Source organism: Candidatus Polarisedimenticolia bacterium (assembly GCA_035764505.1).
GTDB lineage: Bacteria > Acidobacteriota > Polarisedimenticolia > Gp22-AA2 > AA152 > AA152.
Window position 1 is genome coordinate 1 of sequence record DASTZC010000051.1, and the last position, 19,855, is coordinate 19,855.

The 19,855-nt window shown below is 65.5% G+C and carries 13 protein-coding genes; 6 read left to right on the forward strand and 7 right to left on the reverse strand.

The genetic code is table 11. The features are described 5' to 3' along the window. From VFW45_03400 to VFW45_03410, 3 genes are all read left to right on the forward strand, one after another. The coding region (locus tag VFW45_03400) for a hypothetical protein (GenBank protein HEU5179811.1) at window positions 1-589 on the forward strand (589 nt) is incomplete at its 5' end. 111 nt (window positions 590-700) lie between these two features. Continuing rightward, entirely contained in the window at window positions 701-2,437 is a 1,737-nt protein-coding gene (locus VFW45_03405; protein ID HEU5179812.1) for a DUF885 domain-containing protein, read from the forward strand. A 271-nt stretch (window positions 2,438-2,708) separates the two neighbouring features. Beyond that, window positions 2,709-5,105 carry an ABC transporter permease gene (locus VFW45_03410; GenBank protein HEU5179813.1) on the forward strand — a complete coding sequence of 799 codons (2,397 nt, stop codon included), beginning with the start codon at window positions 2,709-2,711 and terminating at the stop codon, window positions 5,103-5,105. Between the two features lie 243 nt (window positions 5,106-5,348). On the opposite strand, the gene VFW45_03415 is transcribed toward VFW45_03410, so the two are convergent. From VFW45_03415 to VFW45_03445, 7 genes are all read right to left on the reverse strand, one after another. Beyond that, window positions 5,349-6,182, reverse strand: a complete 834-nt coding sequence (locus tag VFW45_03415; protein HEU5179814.1) for an alpha/beta hydrolase — start codon at window positions 6,180-6,182, stop codon at window positions 5,349-5,351. Window positions 6,183-6,243: 61 nt separating this feature from the next. After that, the gene (locus VFW45_03420; GenBank protein ID HEU5179815.1) at window positions 6,244-7,167 is read right to left on the reverse strand and encodes a transporter; all 924 of its coding nucleotides are present in this window, start codon (window positions 7,165-7,167) and stop codon (window positions 6,244-6,246) included. Continuing rightward, entirely contained in the window at window positions 7,152-8,996 is a 1,845-nt protein-coding gene (locus VFW45_03425) for a M2 family metallopeptidase (GenBank protein HEU5179816.1), read from the reverse strand. The genes VFW45_03420 and VFW45_03425 overlap by 16 nt, the downstream gene beginning before the upstream one ends. Before the next feature lie 105 nt (window positions 8,997-9,101). Then, window positions 9,102-9,656, reverse strand: a complete 555-nt coding sequence (locus VFW45_03430; GenBank protein ID HEU5179817.1) for a VTT domain-containing protein — start codon at window positions 9,654-9,656, stop codon at window positions 9,102-9,104. A gap of 123 nt (window positions 9,657-9,779) precedes the next feature. After that, window positions 9,780-12,350, reverse strand: coding sequence for a S8 family serine peptidase (locus VFW45_03435; protein HEU5179818.1), 2,571 nt, complete (start codon window positions 12,348-12,350; stop codon window positions 9,780-9,782). 85 nt (window positions 12,351-12,435) lie between these two features. Next, window positions 12,436-13,242: an undecaprenyl-diphosphate phosphatase gene (locus VFW45_03440; protein ID HEU5179819.1), complete on the reverse strand. Its 807-nt coding sequence runs from the start codon at window positions 13,240-13,242 to the stop codon at window positions 12,436-12,438. 18 nt (window positions 13,243-13,260) lie between these two features. Then, window positions 13,261-13,944, reverse strand: coding sequence for a hypothetical protein (locus VFW45_03445; GenBank protein ID HEU5179820.1), 684 nt, complete (start codon window positions 13,942-13,944; stop codon window positions 13,261-13,263). A 275-nt stretch (window positions 13,945-14,219) separates the two neighbouring features. On the opposite strand from VFW45_03445, the gene VFW45_03450 reads away from it, so the two are divergent. From VFW45_03450 to VFW45_03460, 3 genes are all read left to right on the forward strand, one after another. Further along, the gene (locus VFW45_03450) at window positions 14,220-14,816 is read left to right on the forward strand and encodes a hypothetical protein (GenBank protein ID HEU5179821.1); all 597 of its coding nucleotides are present in this window, start codon (window positions 14,220-14,222) and stop codon (window positions 14,814-14,816) included. Window positions 14,817-14,885: 69 nt separating this feature from the next. Then, window positions 14,886-16,154, forward strand: a complete 1,269-nt coding sequence (locus VFW45_03455; GenBank protein HEU5179822.1) for a hypothetical protein — start codon at window positions 14,886-14,888, stop codon at window positions 16,152-16,154. A 202-nt stretch (window positions 16,155-16,356) separates the two neighbouring features. Beyond that, window positions 16,357-19,758, forward strand: a complete 3,402-nt coding sequence (locus tag VFW45_03460) for a S41 family peptidase (GenBank protein ID HEU5179823.1) — start codon at window positions 16,357-16,359, stop codon at window positions 19,756-19,758. The last annotated feature ends 97 nt before the right edge of the window (window positions 19,759-19,855 follow it).

The window sequence follows — 19,855 nt, forward strand, 5'->3', positions numbered from 1 at the left end:
GCAGATGGAGGCGAGCTACACCTTCTCCCACGCCCGGGGAGACGCCGAGTCGTACCAATCCACTGTGGGGAACGACCCATCGCTGGCGGAGTTCGAGACCGGCACGCTCGACTACGACCAGACGCACGTCGTCAAGTTCAGCGCCATAGCCTTCCTGCCCCGCGACTGGAGGCTCGGAGGGACCGCCACCTGGGCATCGGGACTTCCCTATTCCAACGTCGTCCACTACTTCGACAGCGACAATGTCGGCTACGGGCAGTCCCGCCTCCTCTACGGGTACGTGCCGAACAGGAGCTTCGGCTTCACCCAGGAGGAGCGCAACACCCACCGCAACCCCGCCACCTACCTGTTCAACACCCGCGTCACCAAGAGCTTCGTGATCGGCAAGGCAGCGGCATCGGCTTTCCTGGAGGTCTACAACCTCCTCAACAGCGACGACCTGCGGGTTTCGTATCTGGAGAACCGGCGTGCGACCACCAGCTACTTCAAGGACAATCCCACGCCCGTCATCATCCCCGCCAAGGTCCTGCTGGTGGGCGAGCGCGATTTCGGCCGCCGCTACCAGCTCGGCTTCCAAATCGACTTCTAAGTCCTCACTTCCCGATCTCCGCCTTCCCCGCCTCGTGGCGGCCCGCTTCCACCCTGGCGTAGAATTCCCCTTTCCGAAAGCACCCGCCCACCCCGCTCGCAGGAGACTCGCATGCCGAGAGATCAGTGGCTCTGCTGGTTCGGTCTGGCCGGCGCGCTCTGGACGTTCCTCCCTGCCGCCCTGTCGATGGCGGCGCAGCGCCCAGCCGAAGCCTCGGGGCCGTCCCGGCTGCGCGCCGTGGCGCACGAATACTTCCAGTGGCGCAACCAGCAGTACCCGGTCTCCAGCAGCGATCAGGGGCTGCACACCTGGGACACCAAGCTGACCGACTATTCGCCCAAGGCGATCGCCGAGCGGCGCGAGCATGTCCGCAAGCTGCTCGACGAGGTGCGGGCGATGCCCGGCGACTCGTGGGGCAAGGACGACAGGGTCGACTGGCTGCTATTCCGATCCGATCTGGAGCGAGGGGCGTTCTACGATCGCGTGCTGCGCTTCGAGGAGACCAATCCCCAGGTTTACGTCAATGAGTGCAGCAACGGCATCTTCTCGCTGCTCAAGAAGGAATACGACCTGCCGGCAAACCGGGCCCGCTCCGCCGCGGCGCGGCTGGCGGCGATGCCGGCGCTGCTGGAGCAGGGAAAGCAGAACCTCAAGGAGCCGGTGCGCCTCTATGCCGAGCTGGCGATCCAGTCGGCCCGCTCGATCGACTCGCTGTTCAACGACAGCCTGATGACCCTGGCGAAGGACATGCCGGCCGCCGAGAAGGCCGCGCTGGTGAAATCGCGCGACGCCGCGCTGGCAGCGCTGAAGTCCTACGCCGACACCCTCGAGAAGCGCCTCGATTCGATGGTCGCCTTCGCCCCGATGGGCGAGGAGCGCTACAACGAGTTCCTGAAGCGCGCCTACCTGCTGCCGCTGGACGCCTCGCAGGTGGCGATGCTGGGAGAGGCGGAGCTGGCGCGCTACCGGGCGCTCGAGTCGATGCTCAAGGACCCCTCGCTCGCCTCGCCCGATCCGTCGCGCAGCGCCAAGGTGCCGAAGGATCAGGCGGAGTTCCTCAAGGCTTACGAGAGCCGCCAGGAGGAGATGATCGACTTCCTGCAGAGCAACCGGCTCGTCAGCCTCCCCGATTATCTCGGGCAATTCACCATCCGGCAGCTTCCCGAGGCCTTCAAGCCGACCAGCCCGGGCGGCTTCATGAACGCGCCGGGGCTGTACGACAAGGACAGCGGCGGCTTCTATTTCATCCCCACCTACAACCCGAAGAGCGGAAACTTCTACATCCGCGCCGCCATCGAGGATCCGCGCCCGATCCTGGGCCACGAAGGGATCCCGGGACACTTCCTGCAAATCTCGATCGCCAACCATCTCACCAACGAGATACGTCGTGAGCACCAGGACGGCATCTTCGTCGAAGGGTGGGCATTGTACGGGGAGGAGATGCTGCTGCGGACGGGGCTGTATCCCCTGGATTCCGCCTCCCATGGGCAGGTGCTGCGTCTGTCGCGCTACCGCGCGGCGCGCATCGGCGTCGATGTGAACCTGCACACCGGCCGCTGGACCTTCGAGCAGGCGGTGAAGTACTTCATGGAGGCGGGAGGGCTGGACCGCGAGGCGGCCGAGGGCGAGGCCGCCGGCGCCGCCTCGGATCCGACGCAGAAGATCACCTACATGGTGGGGAAATGGCAGATCCAGAGGCTGCTGGGCCGCTACCGCGACGCCAAAGGTGCGCAGTTCCAGCTCGGGCGCTTCCACGACGATCTGCTCGCCAACGGCTCGCTGCCCCTTTCCATCGAGGAGTGGCTCCTGCTCGACGACGACTCCACCCTGAAGCAGGCGCTGCGCTGAAGAATGTGCATCCTCCCGGGTCCCGACGGATGACTTTCCGACGACCCGGGAAACTCCTCGCTTCCAGGGATTGAGCAGTCTGTCGAGCAGGTCCCGCACGCCCAGGTTCTCCGCCCCCTGCCCTGTTCGTTTCCGGGACTGCCGATCCCATGCCCGGACGCGTGCCTTCTCGCCCATCCTCTTTGTAGCCCCTTGCGGCTTCGATAATTCGATGGCACGCAATTCGCAGTCGGGGCGGGATTCCGTCTCCTTTTCCCGCCGGAGGACCGTCATGGAGAGCTTCGGACAGGATCTGCGCATTGGATTCCGCGCCTTGAGGCGCTCGCCCGGCTTCGTCGTCCTCACCGTATTCATCCTGGCCCTGGGGATCGGCGCGAACACCGCGCTCTTCAGCATCCTCGACGGGGTCCTCCTGCGTCCTCTCCCCTATCCCGCCCAGGACCGCCTGGTCATGATCTGGGAGGACTGGACGCGGCGCGAAGGCCCGGAGAGGGAATGGACGAACCCGGCAACTTTCTTCGACTGGCACGATCAGGGAAAGAGCTTCCAGTCGATGGCGGCCTTGAACAACTGGCAGCCCACTCTCACGGGAGAAGGAGAGCCGGAGCAGATGATTGGGGCGCTGGTCACTCGGGAGATGTTCTCCACACTCGGCATCGCGCCGGTGCTCGGTCAGGATTTCCAGGTGGAGCAGGACGTGCCGAACGCGGGGCGCGTCGTCGTGATCAGCCACGGTCTCTGGAAGCGGCGTTTCGGTGAGAGCCGCGCCGTCCTCGGAAAGGTCCTCTCGCTCAACGGCATCCCGTCCACCGTGATCGGGGTGATGCCCGAGCACTTCCGCTTTCCGGTGATCCCGGACGCCGAGATCTGGGCGCCGATGCGGGCGGAACGGGCCGGACGCGGCAATGCCGTGATCCGGGTGATCGGCCGCCTGAAACCGGGCGTCGAGATGGAGCGCGCCCAGGCCGAGATGAAGGTGGTGGCCGAGCGGATCGCCTCGCAATACCCCGACACCAACAAGGGGATCGGCGCGACGGTCGTGCCGCTGCGCGAGAACTTCGTGGCAGAGGCGCGCCGTCCCATGGTGATCCTCTTCGGCGCGGTGGCCTTCGTCCTTTTGATCGCCTGCGCCAACGTGGCCAACCTGCTTCTCTCGCGGGCGACGACCCGCCACCGGGAGATTGCGATCCGCCGGGCGCTGGGAGCCTCACGGGGAAGAATTGTCCGGCAGCTTCTGACCGAAAGCCTGGTGCTGGGGATCCTGAGCGGGGTGGCGGGGCTTGGGATCGCCTGGTGGGGGATTGATCTCCTCCGCAGCGGGCTGCCCGACGCACTGGCCTACTTCGACACCGCCCCGAGCTACCGGGTCCTGGGATTCACGCTCCTGCTCTCGGTTGCGACACCCCTGCTGTTCGGTCTCGTCCCGGCGCTCGCATCGTCGCGAACAGGTCTTGCCCCGGCGATGCGCGAAGGCTCCCTCGGCTCCGGCGAGACGCGTGCGTCGACCCGCCAGGCCCTCGTGGTGGCGGAGGTGGCGCTCTCGCTGGTACTTCTGACAGGCGGTGGGCTCCTCCTGAAGAGCTTCGCCTCGCTGCTGAAGACCGACCCGGGCATCGATGCCGAGCACCTGATCGCGGTGAGTTTGAGTCTGCCCCAGACGAGATACCCGGAATCCGCTCAGATCGATGCCTTCTACGAGCAGCTCCTGGAGCGCATGGGCCAGGTCCCCGGAGTTTCCGGGCTCGGTCTCATCAGCAATGTTCCCTTCGGCGGGACCAACAGCGACGCCGGCTTCAGCATCGAAGGCCGGCCGGAGCCGCCGCCCGATCGACGTCCTTCCTCCTGGTACAGCATGATCTCTCCCGGCTATCTGCCGGCGGCCCGCCTCCGGCTGATCCGCGGCAGGAACTTCGACGCGCGCGACACGAAGGGCTCCCAGCCCGTCCTCCTGATCAACGAGTCGCTCGCCCGCACCCATTTTCCGAACGACGACCCGATCGGCAAGCGCATCGGGTACAACACGCGGGAGGGCAGTGAATGGCGTGAGATCGTCGGCATCGTCGGCGATGTCCGCACCTTCTCGCTGGAGAAGGACGAGCCGCCTACCGTCTACTTTCCGTTCGCTCAGATCCCGTCGCGCCGTGCCTCCATCGTCGCGCGCTTGAGCGACGATGCGGCCGCAGCGCGGCTCCGTGCGATGGTGCGCTCGCAGGATCCCCAGCTGGTCGCCTCGATCGATCGCGTGGATCGGCTTCTTTCCGATTCGCTCGCCCCACGGCGCTGGGCCATGCTCCTGCTCGTCTGCTTCGCCCTGCTGGCCGTGATCCTGGCGGTGGTAGGCATCTACGGAGTGATGTCCCATGCCGTCACGCGACGCACGCAGGAGATTGGCATCCGCATGGCACTCGGGGCGCGGCAGAGGGAAATCCTGGCACTCGTCCTGCGTCAGGGCTTCCGCCTCGCCGTCGTGGGGACGGCAATCGGCGTCGCTGCCTCTTTGGCCCTGACCCGCTGGATGGACAGTCTGCTCTACCGGGTCAGCGCGTCCGATCCGGCCGTCTTCAGTCTCGTCGCGATCCTCATGCTCGTCGTGGCGGCGGCTGCCTGCTATCTGCCGGCGCGGCGCGCCAGCCGCGTCGATCCGATGGTCGCCCTGCGCTACGAGTAATAAGTTATCTACCGTTGAACAGGGGCACCCTTACAGGCGACGGCTGGGAACCGGCCGCGCCTGAAGGGCCGAAACTTGTCCAGGCGACGGCTGGGAACCGGCCGCGCCTGAAGGGCCGACACTTGTCCAGGCGACGGCTGGGAACTGGCCGCGCCTGAAGGGCCGACACTTGAGCAGGGGAAGCTCAGGGGGCCGCGCGGAGTGCTTCGGAGAGTCCTGATCCTGATGCGTCGTGAGGCTGCGTCAGGGCGGAGTCGAGAGAAACTGCGCAATCGCCGCCACGTGCCGGTCCAGCGAGACCTGAAAGGCGTCGTTGTGGTGCGCGCCGGGAATCTCCACGAAGCGCTTCGGGTCGTTCGCGGCGTCATAGAGGGCGCGGCCCAGCGCGATGGGGATGACCTCATCGAGCCCAGGGTGCAGGAACAGAATGGGGCATTTCACGGAGGCGATCTTCTCGGCGGCTGCGAATCGATCTTGCATCAGCAGCCCCGCGGGCAGAAAAGGATAGTGGACGCCCGCCACGGCGGGAAGCGCCGGGTAGCCCGACTCCACGATGAGTCGGCCCGGCGGCTTCGACGCCGCGAGCAGGACGGCGACGCCGCTGCCGAGCGATTGTCCGAAATAGATGAGGCGCTCCGGCGGCACTCCCAAGGTGCTTACAGCGTAGTCCCGAATTGCTTCTCCATCACGCAGCAGCCCCACCTCGCTCGGCGAGCCGCTGCTGAGTCCGTAGCCGCGATAATCGAACAGGATCGCCTGCAACCCGATCGCCCGGAAGATCTCCAGCGGCGCCTCGTGGTACATCAGGTTGCCGGCGTTGCCATGGAAGATGAGGACGGTCCAGGGGGAATCCTCCACGCGGTTCAGCCAGCCATGGATCTCCTCCCCGTCGGAGGTGCGCACCTGGATTTCATCGTAGCCGGGATTGGCACGGCGCGCTTCGGAAGCGGTCCAGCGGACGGGGAAGTAGAGGAGCTTGCGCTGAAGGAGAAAGGCTGCGAGGCAGAGGGCCAGATAACCGCAGGCGGCGATTCCCAGGATCCAGACCATTCTTACCGCCACCGGGCGTTTCGGCATCTCTCCCCGATCCCTGCGGCAAGGGAGCTATTTGCAGCCGGGCGCATGCCGCTTCGCGTCCTCAGTCGCGCGGCGAAGCGAAGGGGTGCTCGAAGCTGAGATAGAGGAGCACGGCCTCCTCGCCGCGGCTCGAGCCGAGGCCGATCGGAAACGAGATTCCTGGAACGATCTGCAGGCCGGAGGGGAGGTCGATGGCCCAGCGCATCCCCGGGTTCACGAAGAAGCTGCTGGAGCGGTCGGTCTCGACCTCGGTGGGGATCTCGCTGGCGATCTCCTCCTCGCTGGCCCACACCGCCTCGATCAGCAGGTTGAAGTCGGGCCGTGCCAGCCACACGAGGCTCTGTCCCACGAAGTAGGCTTTCAGGTCGGCTTCATTGCCGTCGGCATCCTTGGCCGAAGGGATCCAGCCCGCCCCCAGGTTGGAATGCCCCACCAGAGTCGGCGTGAAATCGACGCTCAACGGCAGGTTCACGAAGACTCCGTAGTGACCGAAGCCGCGGTTCTCCTTCTCGTCGCCGGTGGGGATGAGCAGGCTCACGCGCGGCGCGAAGGCGACCCGCTCCGGACCGCCCCCCGCGACCTGATAGCGATAATTCAGGAACATGTCGCCGGGCCCCGTCTCCCCGCCCGTGCGTCCCGGATCGGTCAGCGTCAGCGTGTAGCTCAGCTGGTTCTTCTGCCCCTTGATGGGCCATTCCTGGGTGAAGGTGTAGAGCCAGTCGCGGTTGTCGAGCGAGCCGAAGAAGCTGTTGATGTGCTGGATGACGCCCGCTTCCTGGTTGTAGGCCTCTTCCAGCAGGAAGCTGTTGTCCCGGATCGCGGCGGGCGGCTCCGGGGATGCGCCGGTCGCCGAAGCGGCGGGTCGGGCCGAGACCGCCGCTTCCTCGGTCGCGGGACTCGCGCTGCCCTCGGTGGCGAGCACCGGTACTTCGATCCCGAACGAGGAAAGGGCGAAAAGGAGCGCCCCGGTCACTCCCAGCCGCATTGCCGCCCCTTGTTCTGCTTCTTGAGGTCCTCCAGCGCCGGCCGGAAATAGGCGGCCATCGCCTTGGTGCTCAGCTCCGACCCGGTTGCCTCGCGGATGACCTCGCGCCACGGCCGTGTCGCCCCCGCCTCCAGAATCCTCCGCAGGAAATCTCCCACCGCCTTGCTGCCGTAGTAATTGCAGGCGTGCGGGTCCTGGTGCAGGACGTCGCGGCAGATCTTGTCGTGCAGCTGGTACTTCAGGACGGTGGCGATGGCATAGTCGTAGTACTGGGCCGGGTCGTCGTTGATGTGGGTCTTGGTGGCGGCGTCGCAGAATTCCTCGCCGCGCGGCGCCGGCGGCGTGACCCCCTGGAACTTCTCCACGTACTCCCACCAGCGGCGATTGAACTGGTCCGGTGGGAGGTCTTTCTCATACAGGTCGCGCTCCCAGAACGACATCGTTCCCGCGGCCCAGGGAATGAACGGCACCGCCTCCTCGAGAGCTTCGTTGAGGAGCCATTTCTTCTGATCGATCCTGGCTCCGGCGGGCAGGATCCCCACGGTCCGCAGGTAAGGCTCCTGCCCCGCCGCGATGGCGATCAAATCGCCGATCCCCTCGTGGAAGGCACGGTTCGCGCCTTCGCGCAGGAAGATCGGCACCGCCGGCCGGTCGTAGGAGAGGTAGTAATAGATGTGGCCCAGCTCGTGGTGCGCCGTGCCGAACCAGCGGCTGTTGGCCTGCACGCTCATCAGAGAGCGCACGTCCCCCTCCAGGTTCATGTCCCAGGCCGAAGCGTGGGTGTTCTTCTTGCGCGGATTGCCTTCTCCGACCGGGTAGAGGTCCGACAGCTTCCAGAACGACTCCGGCAGCGACGGGAAGCCCATCGAGACGTAGAAGGCCTCGCCTTTCTTCACCACCCACTCGGGTGTCTTGTCCTTGAAGTAGGGATCCAGATCGACCCCCTCGACCAGGCCGCTCCACGCCTGGGCCCAGCGGTTGTTGAGCCAGTGCGCCGGGATCTTCTTCGGCACCTTCTGCCCATATTTCTTCGCCAGCTCGTACTTCGACCAGCAATGGACCTCCCGGTAGAGCGGCTGCATGTCGGTCATGAAGCCGGAGAGCATCTGCATCATCTCGTCGACGCTCATGTCGTAATCGGCTACTTGAAGGTCGAAGAAGGAGCGGTACCCCATCTCCTTCGCCACGGCGTTGCGCAGCTGACGCAGCTCGACCAGGCCCGATTTGAGCGCCGGTCCGGTCTCCTTCGAAGCCTCCCAGGCCCGCAGCCTCTCCGGCAGGCTCTTCGAGTCGTTCAGGATATCGTCGAGATCGTTGGCGGTGACCGGCTTGGTGCACTTGTCGCCGCTGCGCTCCAGGCAGAACTGGAACGAATCCAGGATGCTCGACTGGCGCGCCTCGGCTTCCACGCGCTTCGCCACCACCTCCGGCACCGTGCCGGGTGCCTCGGCCGCATCCAGCAGGATCTTCTGGAGCTGGCGCGCGTCGAGCGCGGAGAGCTTTTCGGGCTGCTTCAGGAAGTCGCGCGCCGCCTGGATGACCGCGGGCGAGCCGGCCAGCGCGGCGAGCGCCTTCCCTCCCGCGATTCGCCCGCCGACATGCTCGTCGGTGACGTCGGTGCTGGCCGCCCACTCCGCCTTCTGCGCTTCGTAGCGCACGACGGAGTAGAGGCGGGCGTAAAGATCAAGGAATTGCCGTGCCTCCGGCGAGGACTGCGCGGCGTAGCGCACCTCCGCGCCGGAAGCCGCGGGCGTGGCCCGGAGGAGGTCGGTCGGCAAGGCGAGGACGAGCAGCGCCAGACAGCACGCCGCGAGCAGAATGCGTCGCATGGAAATCCCTCGAGATCGGATGGCGTTTTCGATGGCTGCGGGACGCGGAATTCTACAACAGGCGGGGACGCTGCGCTGCGGATCCAGCCGAGGGAACCAGGCGCCTCAGGCCTTTCTCTTCTGCAGCCACGTTTTGAGGAAGGCGATGATGGCCGGCAGCAGGGAGAGGAAGATGACCCCCGCCACCACCAGGTGGATGTGCCGGTCCAGGTCGGGGACCGCCTTCCCGAGGAAATAGCCGGCCAGCGTCATCGAGGCGACCCAGCCGATGCCCCCGACCACGTTGTAGGTCGCGAAGCGGGGATAGCTCATCGTGCCCGCGCCCGCCACGACGGGGGCGAAGGTCCTGATAATCGGCATGAAGCGGGCGATGATGATCGTCTTGCCGCCATGCTTCTCGTAGAAGTCGTGGGCCGCCATCAGATGCTTCTTGCGGAAGAAGAAGCTGTCGGGACGGCTGTAGATCGCCTGGCCCGCCCGATAGCCGATCCAGTACCCGGTGGCATCTCCCAGGATCGCCGCCGCGATCAGCGCCAGGTTCAGCCAGACGATGTTCAGCTCGCCTTTGGCTGCGAAGGTCCCGGCGATGACCAGGAGCGAGTCTCCGGGCAGGAAGAACCCGATGAGCAGTCCCGTCTCGGCGAAGACAATGACGGACATCCCGAGGATCCCACCGTAGCTGATGAGTCCGGGGACGTTGTAGATGGTCTGGAAGAATTTCTGAATGAGGTCCAGCGCGCTCTCCTGACGGAAGCTTCCGGTAAGAGCGCGCAGTTTACCCGATCAGCGCTCCACGGTCACCACGGAGGAGGTCCAGTTCTCCCAGTGGTCCGGATTGTCGTCCTGACCCAGGGCTTTCTCGACCGAGAGCTTCAGGACGTAATCGCCATTCGGCACCGGGTTGCCGTCGGGGTCCTTCCCGGACCAGATGAGGAAATAGAAGAACTCCTGGTCCGAGTTGCGCGGGAAGTACCAGGTCTCGGAGAGGCGGCCGAGGCTTTTCCCCCCTGCCTCGAACAGGTTCAGGCGGACCCGGCGCACGGGATACTGCAGCTGGAAGAGGACCCAGGCGGCCGAGCCATTGTCCGGGTGGATGGCCAGAGGACCCGGCGGCCTGAAATAGAGGTCATCGCTCAGGAGCGGGTTGCCGTACGGCGAGGCGGCAGGATCCATCGCCACGAGGTGCTGGTAATCCCCTTTCATCCCGAGATAAGGCACGCGCAGCGGCCGGCTCCCATCCGCCGGCGAGAGGATGACGAACCCGCCGAACTGCCCCCCTTCCTCCAGCTCGGGCGGCTCCGCAAAGGTCACGTCGAGCGATGCCGACCCGCCCGCCGGGACGCGCAGGATCGCGGGGCTGAAGCTCACCTCCGCCAGGCCTGGGGCGATGGCCGCCTCGAAGGGAAACTTCCCCGTGGAAGCCGCCGCCAGGTGCGTCGGATGCAGCTCCAGAGGGGTGCTTCCCTGATTCTGAACGACCAGCGTGCGGGTCTGTGGGCGTCCTTCCATCTCCCCCAGCGCGATCTTGGCCGGAGTGATGCGCCAGGGAGACTGGATCGCCGTGAAGATGTCGACCATGCCGGCTCCCTGCCGCAGGATCGGCTCGGGGAGGCCCGAGATCGGGTTCAGGTACCAGGGGCGCGGCACGCCGGAGTTCTGCAGGATGTCGCGCACCGATTGCGCGGGAGTATTGGGCTTCGCCTCCAGCAGGAGCGCCGCCGTCCCGGCCACGTGAGGCGAGGACATCGAGGTGCCGCTGAAGATTCCGTACCCTCCCTGCACCAGGGGGAGCGTGGAATAGATGAGCCCTCCCGGCGCCGCGATGTCGGGCTTCAGATCGAGCTCGGGGCCGGATCCATAAGAGCTGAACACGGAGGTGGTGCCGCCGGCGGCATTCGCTTCCTCCACGAACCCGGTGGTCCAGGAGAGCATGGTCGGGAAGCGTGCCCGCGCCGAGAGGTAGGCGCCGTCCTCGAGCGACATGGTGGCGGCGGGAAAAGGGATGGGCTGCTGGAGCCCGAGCAGGAAGATGCCCGGGGAATCGTTGTACATGAGGGCGGCGACCGCGCCCGCGCCGCGCACGTTGAAGATCTTCTCCTGCATGCCGCAGCGCCCTCGCTGCATGATCGCGATCTTCCCCTGCAAGCCGACCAGCAGCGCACGCTCGTTGTTGCAGGCGCGGCCGACGTCCTTGATCAGCGCCGATCCGAGCAGCGGCGGAGACAGCATGTTCCGTATCGGCAGATAGCCGATCGTCGGCCCTCCCGGGACCTGTGCAGCGTGCGAGTGCACCTTGAGGTTCTCCACCGAGGCGACGGCGATCGCCTTGCGCCCCGCCGCCGGGGCGCCGATGGAAAACAAGCCGCTCGATCCGGAATTCCCCGCCGAGGCTACAACCACCACCCCGCGGTTCACCAGGTTGTCGGCGGCGCGGCCGGTGGGATAGCGGGGCCACTGGAACGGGTTCCCCAGGCTCAGGTTCACGATGCGCACGCCGTCGTTCAGCGCCGCCTCCATGGCCGCCACGATGACGTCGGCGGTGGAGCCGCCGAAGCAGCCGAAGATCTTGTAGGCCCGCAGGTGCGCACCGGGAGCGACCCCCTTGACGACACCGTTCGCGGCGACGATCCCCGAAACGTGCGTGCCGTGTCCGTTGCAATCGCGCGGATCGCCATCGGGACTGGGAAAGCTGCCGGGGCCGATGTAGAGATCGCCCACCAGGTCGGTGCCCCCCTCCACCTTGAAGCCAGGCCCGAAGCCGGCTCCGAGATCGGGGTGCATGTAGTCGACGCCGGTATCGATGATTCCGACAGTGACCCCGGCGCCGGTGATTCCCATCTCCTGGACCTGTGACGCGCCGGTCATGGTGATGGCAGTGAACAGATCGAGCGTTGCGCCACTGGAAGGCTCCATCGGCAGCGCCCTCTCCGGTTCTTCCACCACCAGCACCGGGTAGAGCGCGGCCACGCCCGGGGTGGTCGACAGCTCCAGCAGCTGGCGCGGATCGACCTCCAACGACAACCCGTTCCAGAGCTGGTCGAAAGCGTAGCGCTCGGTGAAGCGGATGCCGCGCTTGTGCGCCGCCGCGCGGAAGTCCTGCTTCTCCTGGTGCAGCTTGGTGAGGTACTTCGAATCGCTTACCGGGCCTGCCTCCGACAGAGGCGGGCTGGACAGCTCCACGAACCATAGGGACGAGCTCTCGGGGAGCGGCCCCGCGCGCCTATCGGTCCCCTGGATCAAGGGAGTGCCGTCGCGATCGCCTCGCTGGATCACGGCGAAGCCGGCGGCGGTCGCCATGCCGGCGATGATCATCAGGCAAATTGTGCGGAGGAGAAGGGAGCGCGGCCGATTCATGGGACCCTCCGGTGCCGGGCCTGGGAATGGCTGGAGAAGAATGGCCCTATCTTAACACCGGGGACCTATGGGAACGTGACGTCCGTCACGCCGAGCGCATGAAGTAATAGATGATGGGGGCGATCAGGAGCCGGTACCAGGCGAAGGGACGTAGCGAGCCTCTTTGCAGGAGCTTGAGGAATCCGGCCACCGCCAGCCAGGCGAACAGGAAGGAGACGATGAAGCCGACGGCGAACACCGGGACATCCGACCCGGAGAGCAGGTCGCGCGACTTGTAGAGATCGTACAACGTGGCAGCGGATAGAGCCGGCACCGCGGCGAAGAAGGAATACTCCGCCGCCGTCTTGCGATCCAGCTTCCCGAGCATGCCCCCCACGATGGTGGCGGCCGCGCGCGAGATCCCGGGCCACAGAGCGAAGCACTGGAACAGCCCGATTCCCAGGGCCTGCCTCCAGCTCACCGCGTCGAGGCCGTGGGTGTTCGGCTCGGGACGCCACTGCTCCGCCGCCAGGATCGCGACCGCGCCGACCGCGAGCGCCATGGCCACCGGCACCGGAGCGAACAGGCGTGCCTTGATGAAATCGCGCGCCAGGAAGCCGATCGCCAGGACGGGCAGGGTCGTGATTGCCAGCAGCAGACAGCCGCGCACGCCCGCGAAGCGCCCGTGGCTGGGTTTCGGCTGCAGCAGCTCGAAGAAGCGCCGCCGGTAATAGACCACCACCGCCAGGATCGCCCCGAGCTGGATGAAGATCTCGAAGGTCTTGGTCTTCTCCCCCGTCATGCCCAGAAGCGATCCGGCGATGATCAGATGGCCGGTCGACGACACCGGGATGAACTCGGTCAGGCCCTCGACGATGCCGAGGACGACTGCCAACCAGATCGCCTCGCTCACGAGATGTTTGCCCCGCGATCAGTTGGGATGGATCGACCCGACCAGGGACTCGAAGGCAGCTCGGTTCGCCTCCATCGTCTTCTTCGGGCCGGTGCACTTGAAGAACCAGTTCGACTCGGCCCCTTCCACGATAGCTCCGAGGAGCATCTGATCCGGCTTCGGAGTCGGGTCGCCACCCGACATCGCGCCGGCGGTGTAGGTTCCCTGGGTGGAGACGCGCATCACCTTCAGCCCCGACACTCGCCCTTCGCTGATCTGCGGCGTCGGGTGATTTCCGGCGGCGTCCGCGAACTGCGCGGCCCACCGGTCGACGTTCCCCTTGATGTCGCCCCCCTGTCCGGCGCCGAAATAGAAGACCGCGCACTGCCCCGGCTCCGAGTCCCCGGCTGCCGCCGGCACGGAATACTGTGCCTTGCGCATCGACGAGGAGGGCGGCTCCTCCGTCCATCCGGACGGAGCGGTCCAGACCAGTCCTTCCGCCTGCTGCGTGGTGCCGGTCGCCGACGGCATTCCCGGGACCGGGTTGCCCCGCGAATCGACCAGCGGAATCGAGCCCGATCCTCCGGCCTGGCTTCCCGCGGGCTGCTGCGCGGCAGGCGCCGGCGCCGCCGCTGCCTGCGATTCCGATTCGCTCTTCTTCCCGCCGCAGCCAACAGCCATCAGGGCGGCCACCAGCAAGCATCCGACGACTTTCTTGCTCACTCTTTTCTCCTTCATTGTTGATGACTCGCGGGCGCTCCAACCCCGCAAACACGGCGCTCGTCATTCCATCCCGCCGGAACCAGGCACGATCCGTCCGGTCCGGTCGCACAGTCTAGCGCTTTCCGGCCCCGCAGGGGAGCGCCGCCACGTTCCCCGGTGAAAACCTCGGCTTGATGGGGCCGCTCTCGATTCCCACGAAATCTTCGTCCCGATCGACCTCGCGAGAGGTGTATGATCAAAGCCAAGTAACCGATCCGCAGCCCGAGAGGCCTGCGATGCGCATCCATCAATCCTGGTCCTTGCTCGTCAACGTTTCGGGCATGGCGCTGTCCGTTCTCCTTCTGACAGCCGCCGCCCCGTCCGTCGCGAGCGAGACTCCAAACGCCCGCGGATTCCAGCGGGAGCGCGTCTCATTGATCCTCATCAACGCCGTCGTGACGGACCGGCAAGGCCACCCTGTGAGCGACCTGCGTCCAGACGAGTTCATTCTGCGGGTGGACGGCCACCAGGTCCCGCTGGAATCCGTGGATGTGCAGCGCAGCAGCGACTCCCAGGATCCCCTTCCTGACCGGTCCACCCGCCGATTTGTCTTTCTCTTCAGCGGTTTGATCAACGCAAAGAGTTCGAGTCTTGGTTCGAATTCTGGCGCCGCTCAGGCCGCGAATCTTGCCGCCATTCAGTCGGTCCGGAGCTTCCTCAAGGGAAGCCTTTCCGCGGGTGATGAAGCGATGGTGGCGGGACTGGGACTGAAGCTCAAGATCTATCAGGAATTCACCGGTGAACGGGCGAAGTTGCTGGCTGCCTTGGATGCGGTCGCAACCGATTCACAGCTCTTTGCGGGCAGGGAGAGCTCTCAGTCCTCCGGTGGGTGAGGGTGCAATGCGACCGCCATGGATTTGGCGGCGGAAGAGGGTTTCAGAGTCGAACGATACATCGATTCCATGAACACCCTCGTCGCCTACCTTTCCTCGTGGGAAGGGAGGAAGGCCCTCTTCTTTTTCTCGAATGGCTTCGCTCTCGACTCGCTTCGTGAGGCGATGGCTCTGCGGCTGGCCCATGAGGCGACCACGGCCCAGGTGACCATCCACCCCATCGACTCCCTGGGTTTGATCCGGGAAAAAACGTTCAGCGACTATCTAGCGGTCTTCGCCCTCAACACCGGTGGTGTGCTGATCCACGGCACGAACAACTTTGCCGCGGGCCTCGCTCGAATAGAGCAGGAGACCCGGGTCACTTACGTCCTCGCCTACCGGCCCCCCGGTAAGCCGGATGGCAGATTCCACTCCACGGTTGTCAATGTTGCCCGCAAAGGAGTCAGGATCCGGTCGCAGGAGGGGTTTCTGTGGTTGACGGACGAAGGGGTCCAGGAGCGCAGGATCCTTGCGGCCCACATGAATCCGGAGCTGTTCGACGAGCTCCCGTTTGCGATTGAGCCCGAGTTCTACCTGACGGCCGACGGCGGGCAGGCGGTGGATCTCGCCTTGGCCATTCCGGACCGGTCGATCCTCTTTCTGCCCCATGGAGATCGGAATGTGGCCCGGCTCGATGTCGGCCTGACCTTCCGTTCTGCCCTGGGCATCATGGATCGGTTCAGTCAACGTGTCGAAATCCGGCTGCCGGCGAGCGGAGCGCGCAGCTCCGAAGCAGGCCCCGAGAGTGAGGATTTGACGTTGCTGGTCCAACGAAGAATCCCTTCGGGAGACTACGAAGTGGTGGCCGTGGTCAGTGACGTGGAAAGCGGCCAAGTGGGCGCCGTTCAGGGTCGGATCAAGGTGCCGTCTCTCGCCACGGACCGGATGGCCGCGAGCTCCCTGATCCTCAGCAGTCCGGACCAGCGGATCAGGAGAGTGGTCCTGGATTCAGGCGTTGTCCGGGATCCTCGCCTCACGATCCCCGCGGTCCGACGGACCTTTTCTCGAGACACGGAAATGGTAGGGTCCCTTTTCGTCTACCATCCTCAACGCGAGGAGGAATCGGGTACGGCCCGGGTAAGGGTCAAGGGAGTGATCCGTCGTGGGAGCGATATTGTCCAGGAAATCCCCTCTACGCTTTACGTATTCACGGCCGAGACGTCGGCTGACGGCATACCGCTGAAATTCCCCGTGTCTCTTACAGGTCTGGAGCCAGGCCCCTATAACCTGGAGATCCAGGTGTTGGACGAGATCGCCTCACGCGGAATCTCCCAACGCGGGGATTTCACGGTCCACTGAGCTCCGCGCTACCTTCGCCCTACGAAATCACCGTGCTCCAGGCCAGGGGGCGACTTGACGCCCCTCCCCGCTCCAGAGTATCTAGACCCACTCCATAGCCAGGCCGGAGTATTCGACCCGCTCGAAACTCCTGATTCGACTTTTTCGTATGGTCCGGGTGGATTGGTCCGACCCGTTCCTGAAGCGAAACCCGAGGAGATCCATGACCCGACACCCGGTATCGAGTCGTCGTCCTGCTTCCATACGTACTCCCCTGTCTCGCCGCGTCCTGGCCTGCGTCGCCGCCTTCACGGCGCTCCTGCTGGCGCCGGCCCAGCGACCCGCGCTGCGCGCCGCGGAGGCCACCGTCCCCGAGGGGAGGCTGCTCCGCTTCCCTGCCCTGTCGAAGGATTCGATTGCCTTCGTCTATGGGGGGGACCTCTGGATTGCGCCGCGGGGCGGCGGGCTGGCACGCCAGCTGACCAGCGATCCGGGGCTGGAATGGTCGCCGCGCTTCTCGCCGGATGGGAAGTGGATCGCCTTCACCGGGCAGTACGACGGGAACAAGGACGTCTATCTCATGTCTGCCGAGGGAGGCGTGCCGAAGCGGCTCACCTACTGGACCGACCTCGGAACCCCGTCGGAGCGGCAAGGACCCAACAACATGGTGATCGGTTGGACTCCGGACGGCAAGCGGGTATTGTTCCGCTCGCGCCATCAGGCCTGGGAGGATCGCGCCGGGCGGCTGTACACCGTCAGCGTCGACGGTGGGCTGCCCGAACAGGTCGGCGTCCCCGAAGGAGGCTACGCCGCCTACTCGCCCGACGGGAAGAAGATTCTCTACAACCGGATCTTCCAGAACTTCCGGACCTGGAAGCGCTATCGCGGCGGCATGACGCAGAACCTCTGGATCTACGACCTGTCGGCCAACAAGCTCGACAAGGTCACGGAGAACGACAACACCTCCACCGATCCGGTGTGGATCGGCGACACGCTGTACTTCAACTCCGACCGCGACAAGACGCTGAACCTCTACTCGTGCGACACGACGGGGAAGAACGTCAAGAAGCTCACAAACTTCACGGAGTATGACGTGCGCTGGGCCACCGGCGGCCCGGGCGGCATCGTCTTCGAGAACGGTGGCTACATCTATCTGTTCGACCTCGCCGCCGGCAAGGAGAAGAAAGTCAGCATCCAGGTCCCCTCCGACCGGCGGACGGTCCGGACCGAATTCAAGAAGGTGGGGGATCAGATTACCGATGGATCCCTGTCCCCGGAGGGGAAGCGGGCCGTCGTGGCGGCGCGCGGCGACATCTTCACGGTCCCGGCCGAGAAAGGCAGCGTCCGGACGCTGACCAGCAGCTCCGACGCGGATGACCGCGCTCCTGCCTGGTCGCCCGACGGCCGCTGGATCGCCTTCGTCTCGGATCAGACCGGCGAAGACGAGATCTGGCGCGTGGCCCAGGACGGCAAGACTCCCGCCGAGGCCCTGACCCACGGCGGCAACCGGCGATTGTTCGCCCCCGTCTGGTCCCCCGACAGCAGGAAGATCGCCTTCGCCGACAAGGACCTCAAGCTCTACGTCCTGGACGTCGCCTCGAAGAAGGTGACGCAGGCGGACCAGGCGAAATACGGCGAGATCACCTGGTACACCTGGTCGCCCGACAGCCGCTGGCTCGCCTACTACAAACCGAGCTTCGAGGGGATGCAGCAGGTCTTCATCTATTCTCTCGACTCGACCAAGGCCACGCGCGTGAGCAGCGAGATGAACGTCAGCTACGACCCGGTCTTCGACCCCGAGGGGAAGTACCTCTACTTCCTGTCGGACCGGGATTTCAACGCCACCATCGGCTCGTTCGATTTCAGCTTCGTCTACAACAACCCGACCCGGGTCTACGTCGTCACGCTGCGCAAGGACCTGCCTTCGCTGTTCGCGCCCGAGTCGGACGAGGCGCCGATCGAGGGGAAGGGCGGCAAGGAGGAAGCGGACAAGGCGGACGACGAGAAGAAAGACGGCAAGGACAAGGAGAGCAAGAAGGGAGACAAGAAGGAGGAGAAGAAGCCGCAGCCGGTCCGCATCGACCTCGACGGGATCGAGGATCGCATCACGGCGTTTTCGGTCGAGCCCGGGAACTACAGCTCGCTGCGCGCCAACAAGAGCGCCGTCTTCTTCATGGCCGGCGGAGCCAACGTCCTGACCGGCGGGGGCGACGGAATGGGCGACCTGCACGCTTTCGATCTCGAGAAGCGGAAGGACGGCATCCTGATCAAGGGCGTGGGAGGCTTCGACCTGTCGCCGGACGGCAGCAAGCTGGGATATCTGGCGGGCGAGACCTTCGGGATCATCGACGCCAAGCCGGGCGAGGCCAAGGTGGGCGACGGCATGGTCAAGACCGACGGCATCCAGGCGCGCGTCGACTACCTGGCCGAGTACAAGCAGATGTTCGACGAGTCGTGGCGGCTGGAGCGCGACTACTTCTACGTCCCCAACATGCACGGCGTCGACTGGCCCGCCATGAAGAAGAAGTACGAGGTGATGCTCCCCTACGCCGGGCACCGTACCGATTTGACCTACCTGATCGGCGAGCTGATCGGCGAGCTGAACATCGGGCACACCTACGTCGGCGGCGGCGATGCGCCGAAGCCGCACAGCGTCCCGATCGGCCTGCTCGGGGCCGATTACGAGCTGGACAAGAGCTCGGGCCGCTACAAGGTCGGCCGGGTCCTCCTGGGCGAGAACTGGCTGGAAGCGCGCCGATCTCCTTTGACCGAGCCGGGGGTCGACGTGCCGGCCGGCTCTTTCATCATGAAGATCGACGGCGTGGAGCTGAAGGCGCCGGCCACGCCCGACGAGCTGCTGCAGAACAAGATCGTCGGCACGGTGACCTTGACGATCAACAGCAAGCCGTCGCTGGAAGGGACACACGAGGTCGTGGTCCGGCCCATCTCCGACGAGTCCGACCTGCGCTACTACGACCGCATCGAGACGACGCGCCGCAAGGTCGACGAAATGACCGGCGGGAAGATCGGCTACGTCCACATCCCCAACATGGGGGGCGAAGGGCTCAACGAGTTCGTCCGGCAGTACTATCCGCAGATCCGCAAGCAGGGGCTGATCGTGGACGACCGCAACAACGGCGGAGGTTTCGTCTCGGAGCTGATCATCGAGCGGCTGCGGCGCGTCCTGATGGGCCTCGGCAACGCCCGCAACACGGAAGGGATCGGCACCTACCCGTCACAGGTTTTCTACGGCCCGATGGTGTGTCTCATCAACCACTATTCCGCCTCCGACGGCGACATCTTCCCCTACTACTTCAAGAAATACGGCCTTGGCCCGCTCATCGGAACGCGGACCTGGGGAGGGGTCGTCGGGATCCGCGGCTACACCAACCTGCTGGACGGCGGCTACGTCACGCGTCCCGAGTTCGGCACCTACGGGCTGGAGGGAAAGTGGGTGATCGAGGGGCACGGGGTCGATCCCGACATCGAGGTCGACAACCGCGACGACCTGGTGATGGCCGGCCACGACCCGCAACTCGAGAAGGCGATCGAGGTCCTGCAGGAGTCGATCCGCAAGCATCCGCAATCGCTGCCGCCGGCACCGGCGCCGCCCGTGAAGAACTGAAGGGCTCGCAGGCTCCATCGCAGGCAGACGGCTGCGTTCAGCGCCCGCCTTGCAATTTCGTGCGGCCCCCGCCGGCGCGGTGCCGCGCACCTCGGGG

Excerpts from the sequence above, each read along its gene's own strand:
- VFW45_03405 (HEU5179812.1), top strand. The coding sequence starts at position 701 with ATGCCGAGAGATCAGTGGCTCTGCTGGTTCGGTCTGGCCGGCGCGCTC.
- VFW45_03410 (HEU5179813.1), top strand. The coding sequence starts at position 2,709 with ATGGAGAGCTTCGGACAGGATCTGCGCATTGGATTCCGCGCCTTGAGG.
- VFW45_03415 (HEU5179814.1), bottom strand. The coding sequence starts at position 6,182 with ATGCCGAAACGCCCGGTGGCGGTAAGAATGGTCTGGATCCTGGGAATC.
- VFW45_03420 (HEU5179815.1), bottom strand. The coding sequence starts at position 7,167 with ATGCGGCTGGGAGTGACCGGGGCGCTCCTTTTCGCCCTTTCCTCGTTC.
- VFW45_03425 (HEU5179816.1), bottom strand. The coding sequence starts at position 8,996 with ATGCGACGCATTCTGCTCGCGGCGTGCTGTCTGGCGCTGCTCGTCCTC.
- VFW45_03430 (HEU5179817.1), bottom strand. The coding sequence starts at position 9,656 with ATGTCCGTCATTGTCTTCGCCGAGACGGGACTGCTCATCGGGTTCTTC.
- VFW45_03435 (HEU5179818.1), bottom strand. The coding sequence starts at position 12,350 with ATGAATCGGCCGCGCTCCCTTCTCCTCCGCACAATTTGCCTGATGATC.
- VFW45_03450 (HEU5179821.1), top strand. The coding sequence starts at position 14,220 with ATGCGCATCCATCAATCCTGGTCCTTGCTCGTCAACGTTTCGGGCATG.
- VFW45_03455 (HEU5179822.1), top strand. The coding sequence starts at position 14,886 with ATGAACACCCTCGTCGCCTACCTTTCCTCGTGGGAAGGGAGGAAGGCC.
- VFW45_03460 (HEU5179823.1), top strand. The coding sequence starts at position 16,357 with ATGACCCGACACCCGGTATCGAGTCGTCGTCCTGCTTCCATACGTACT.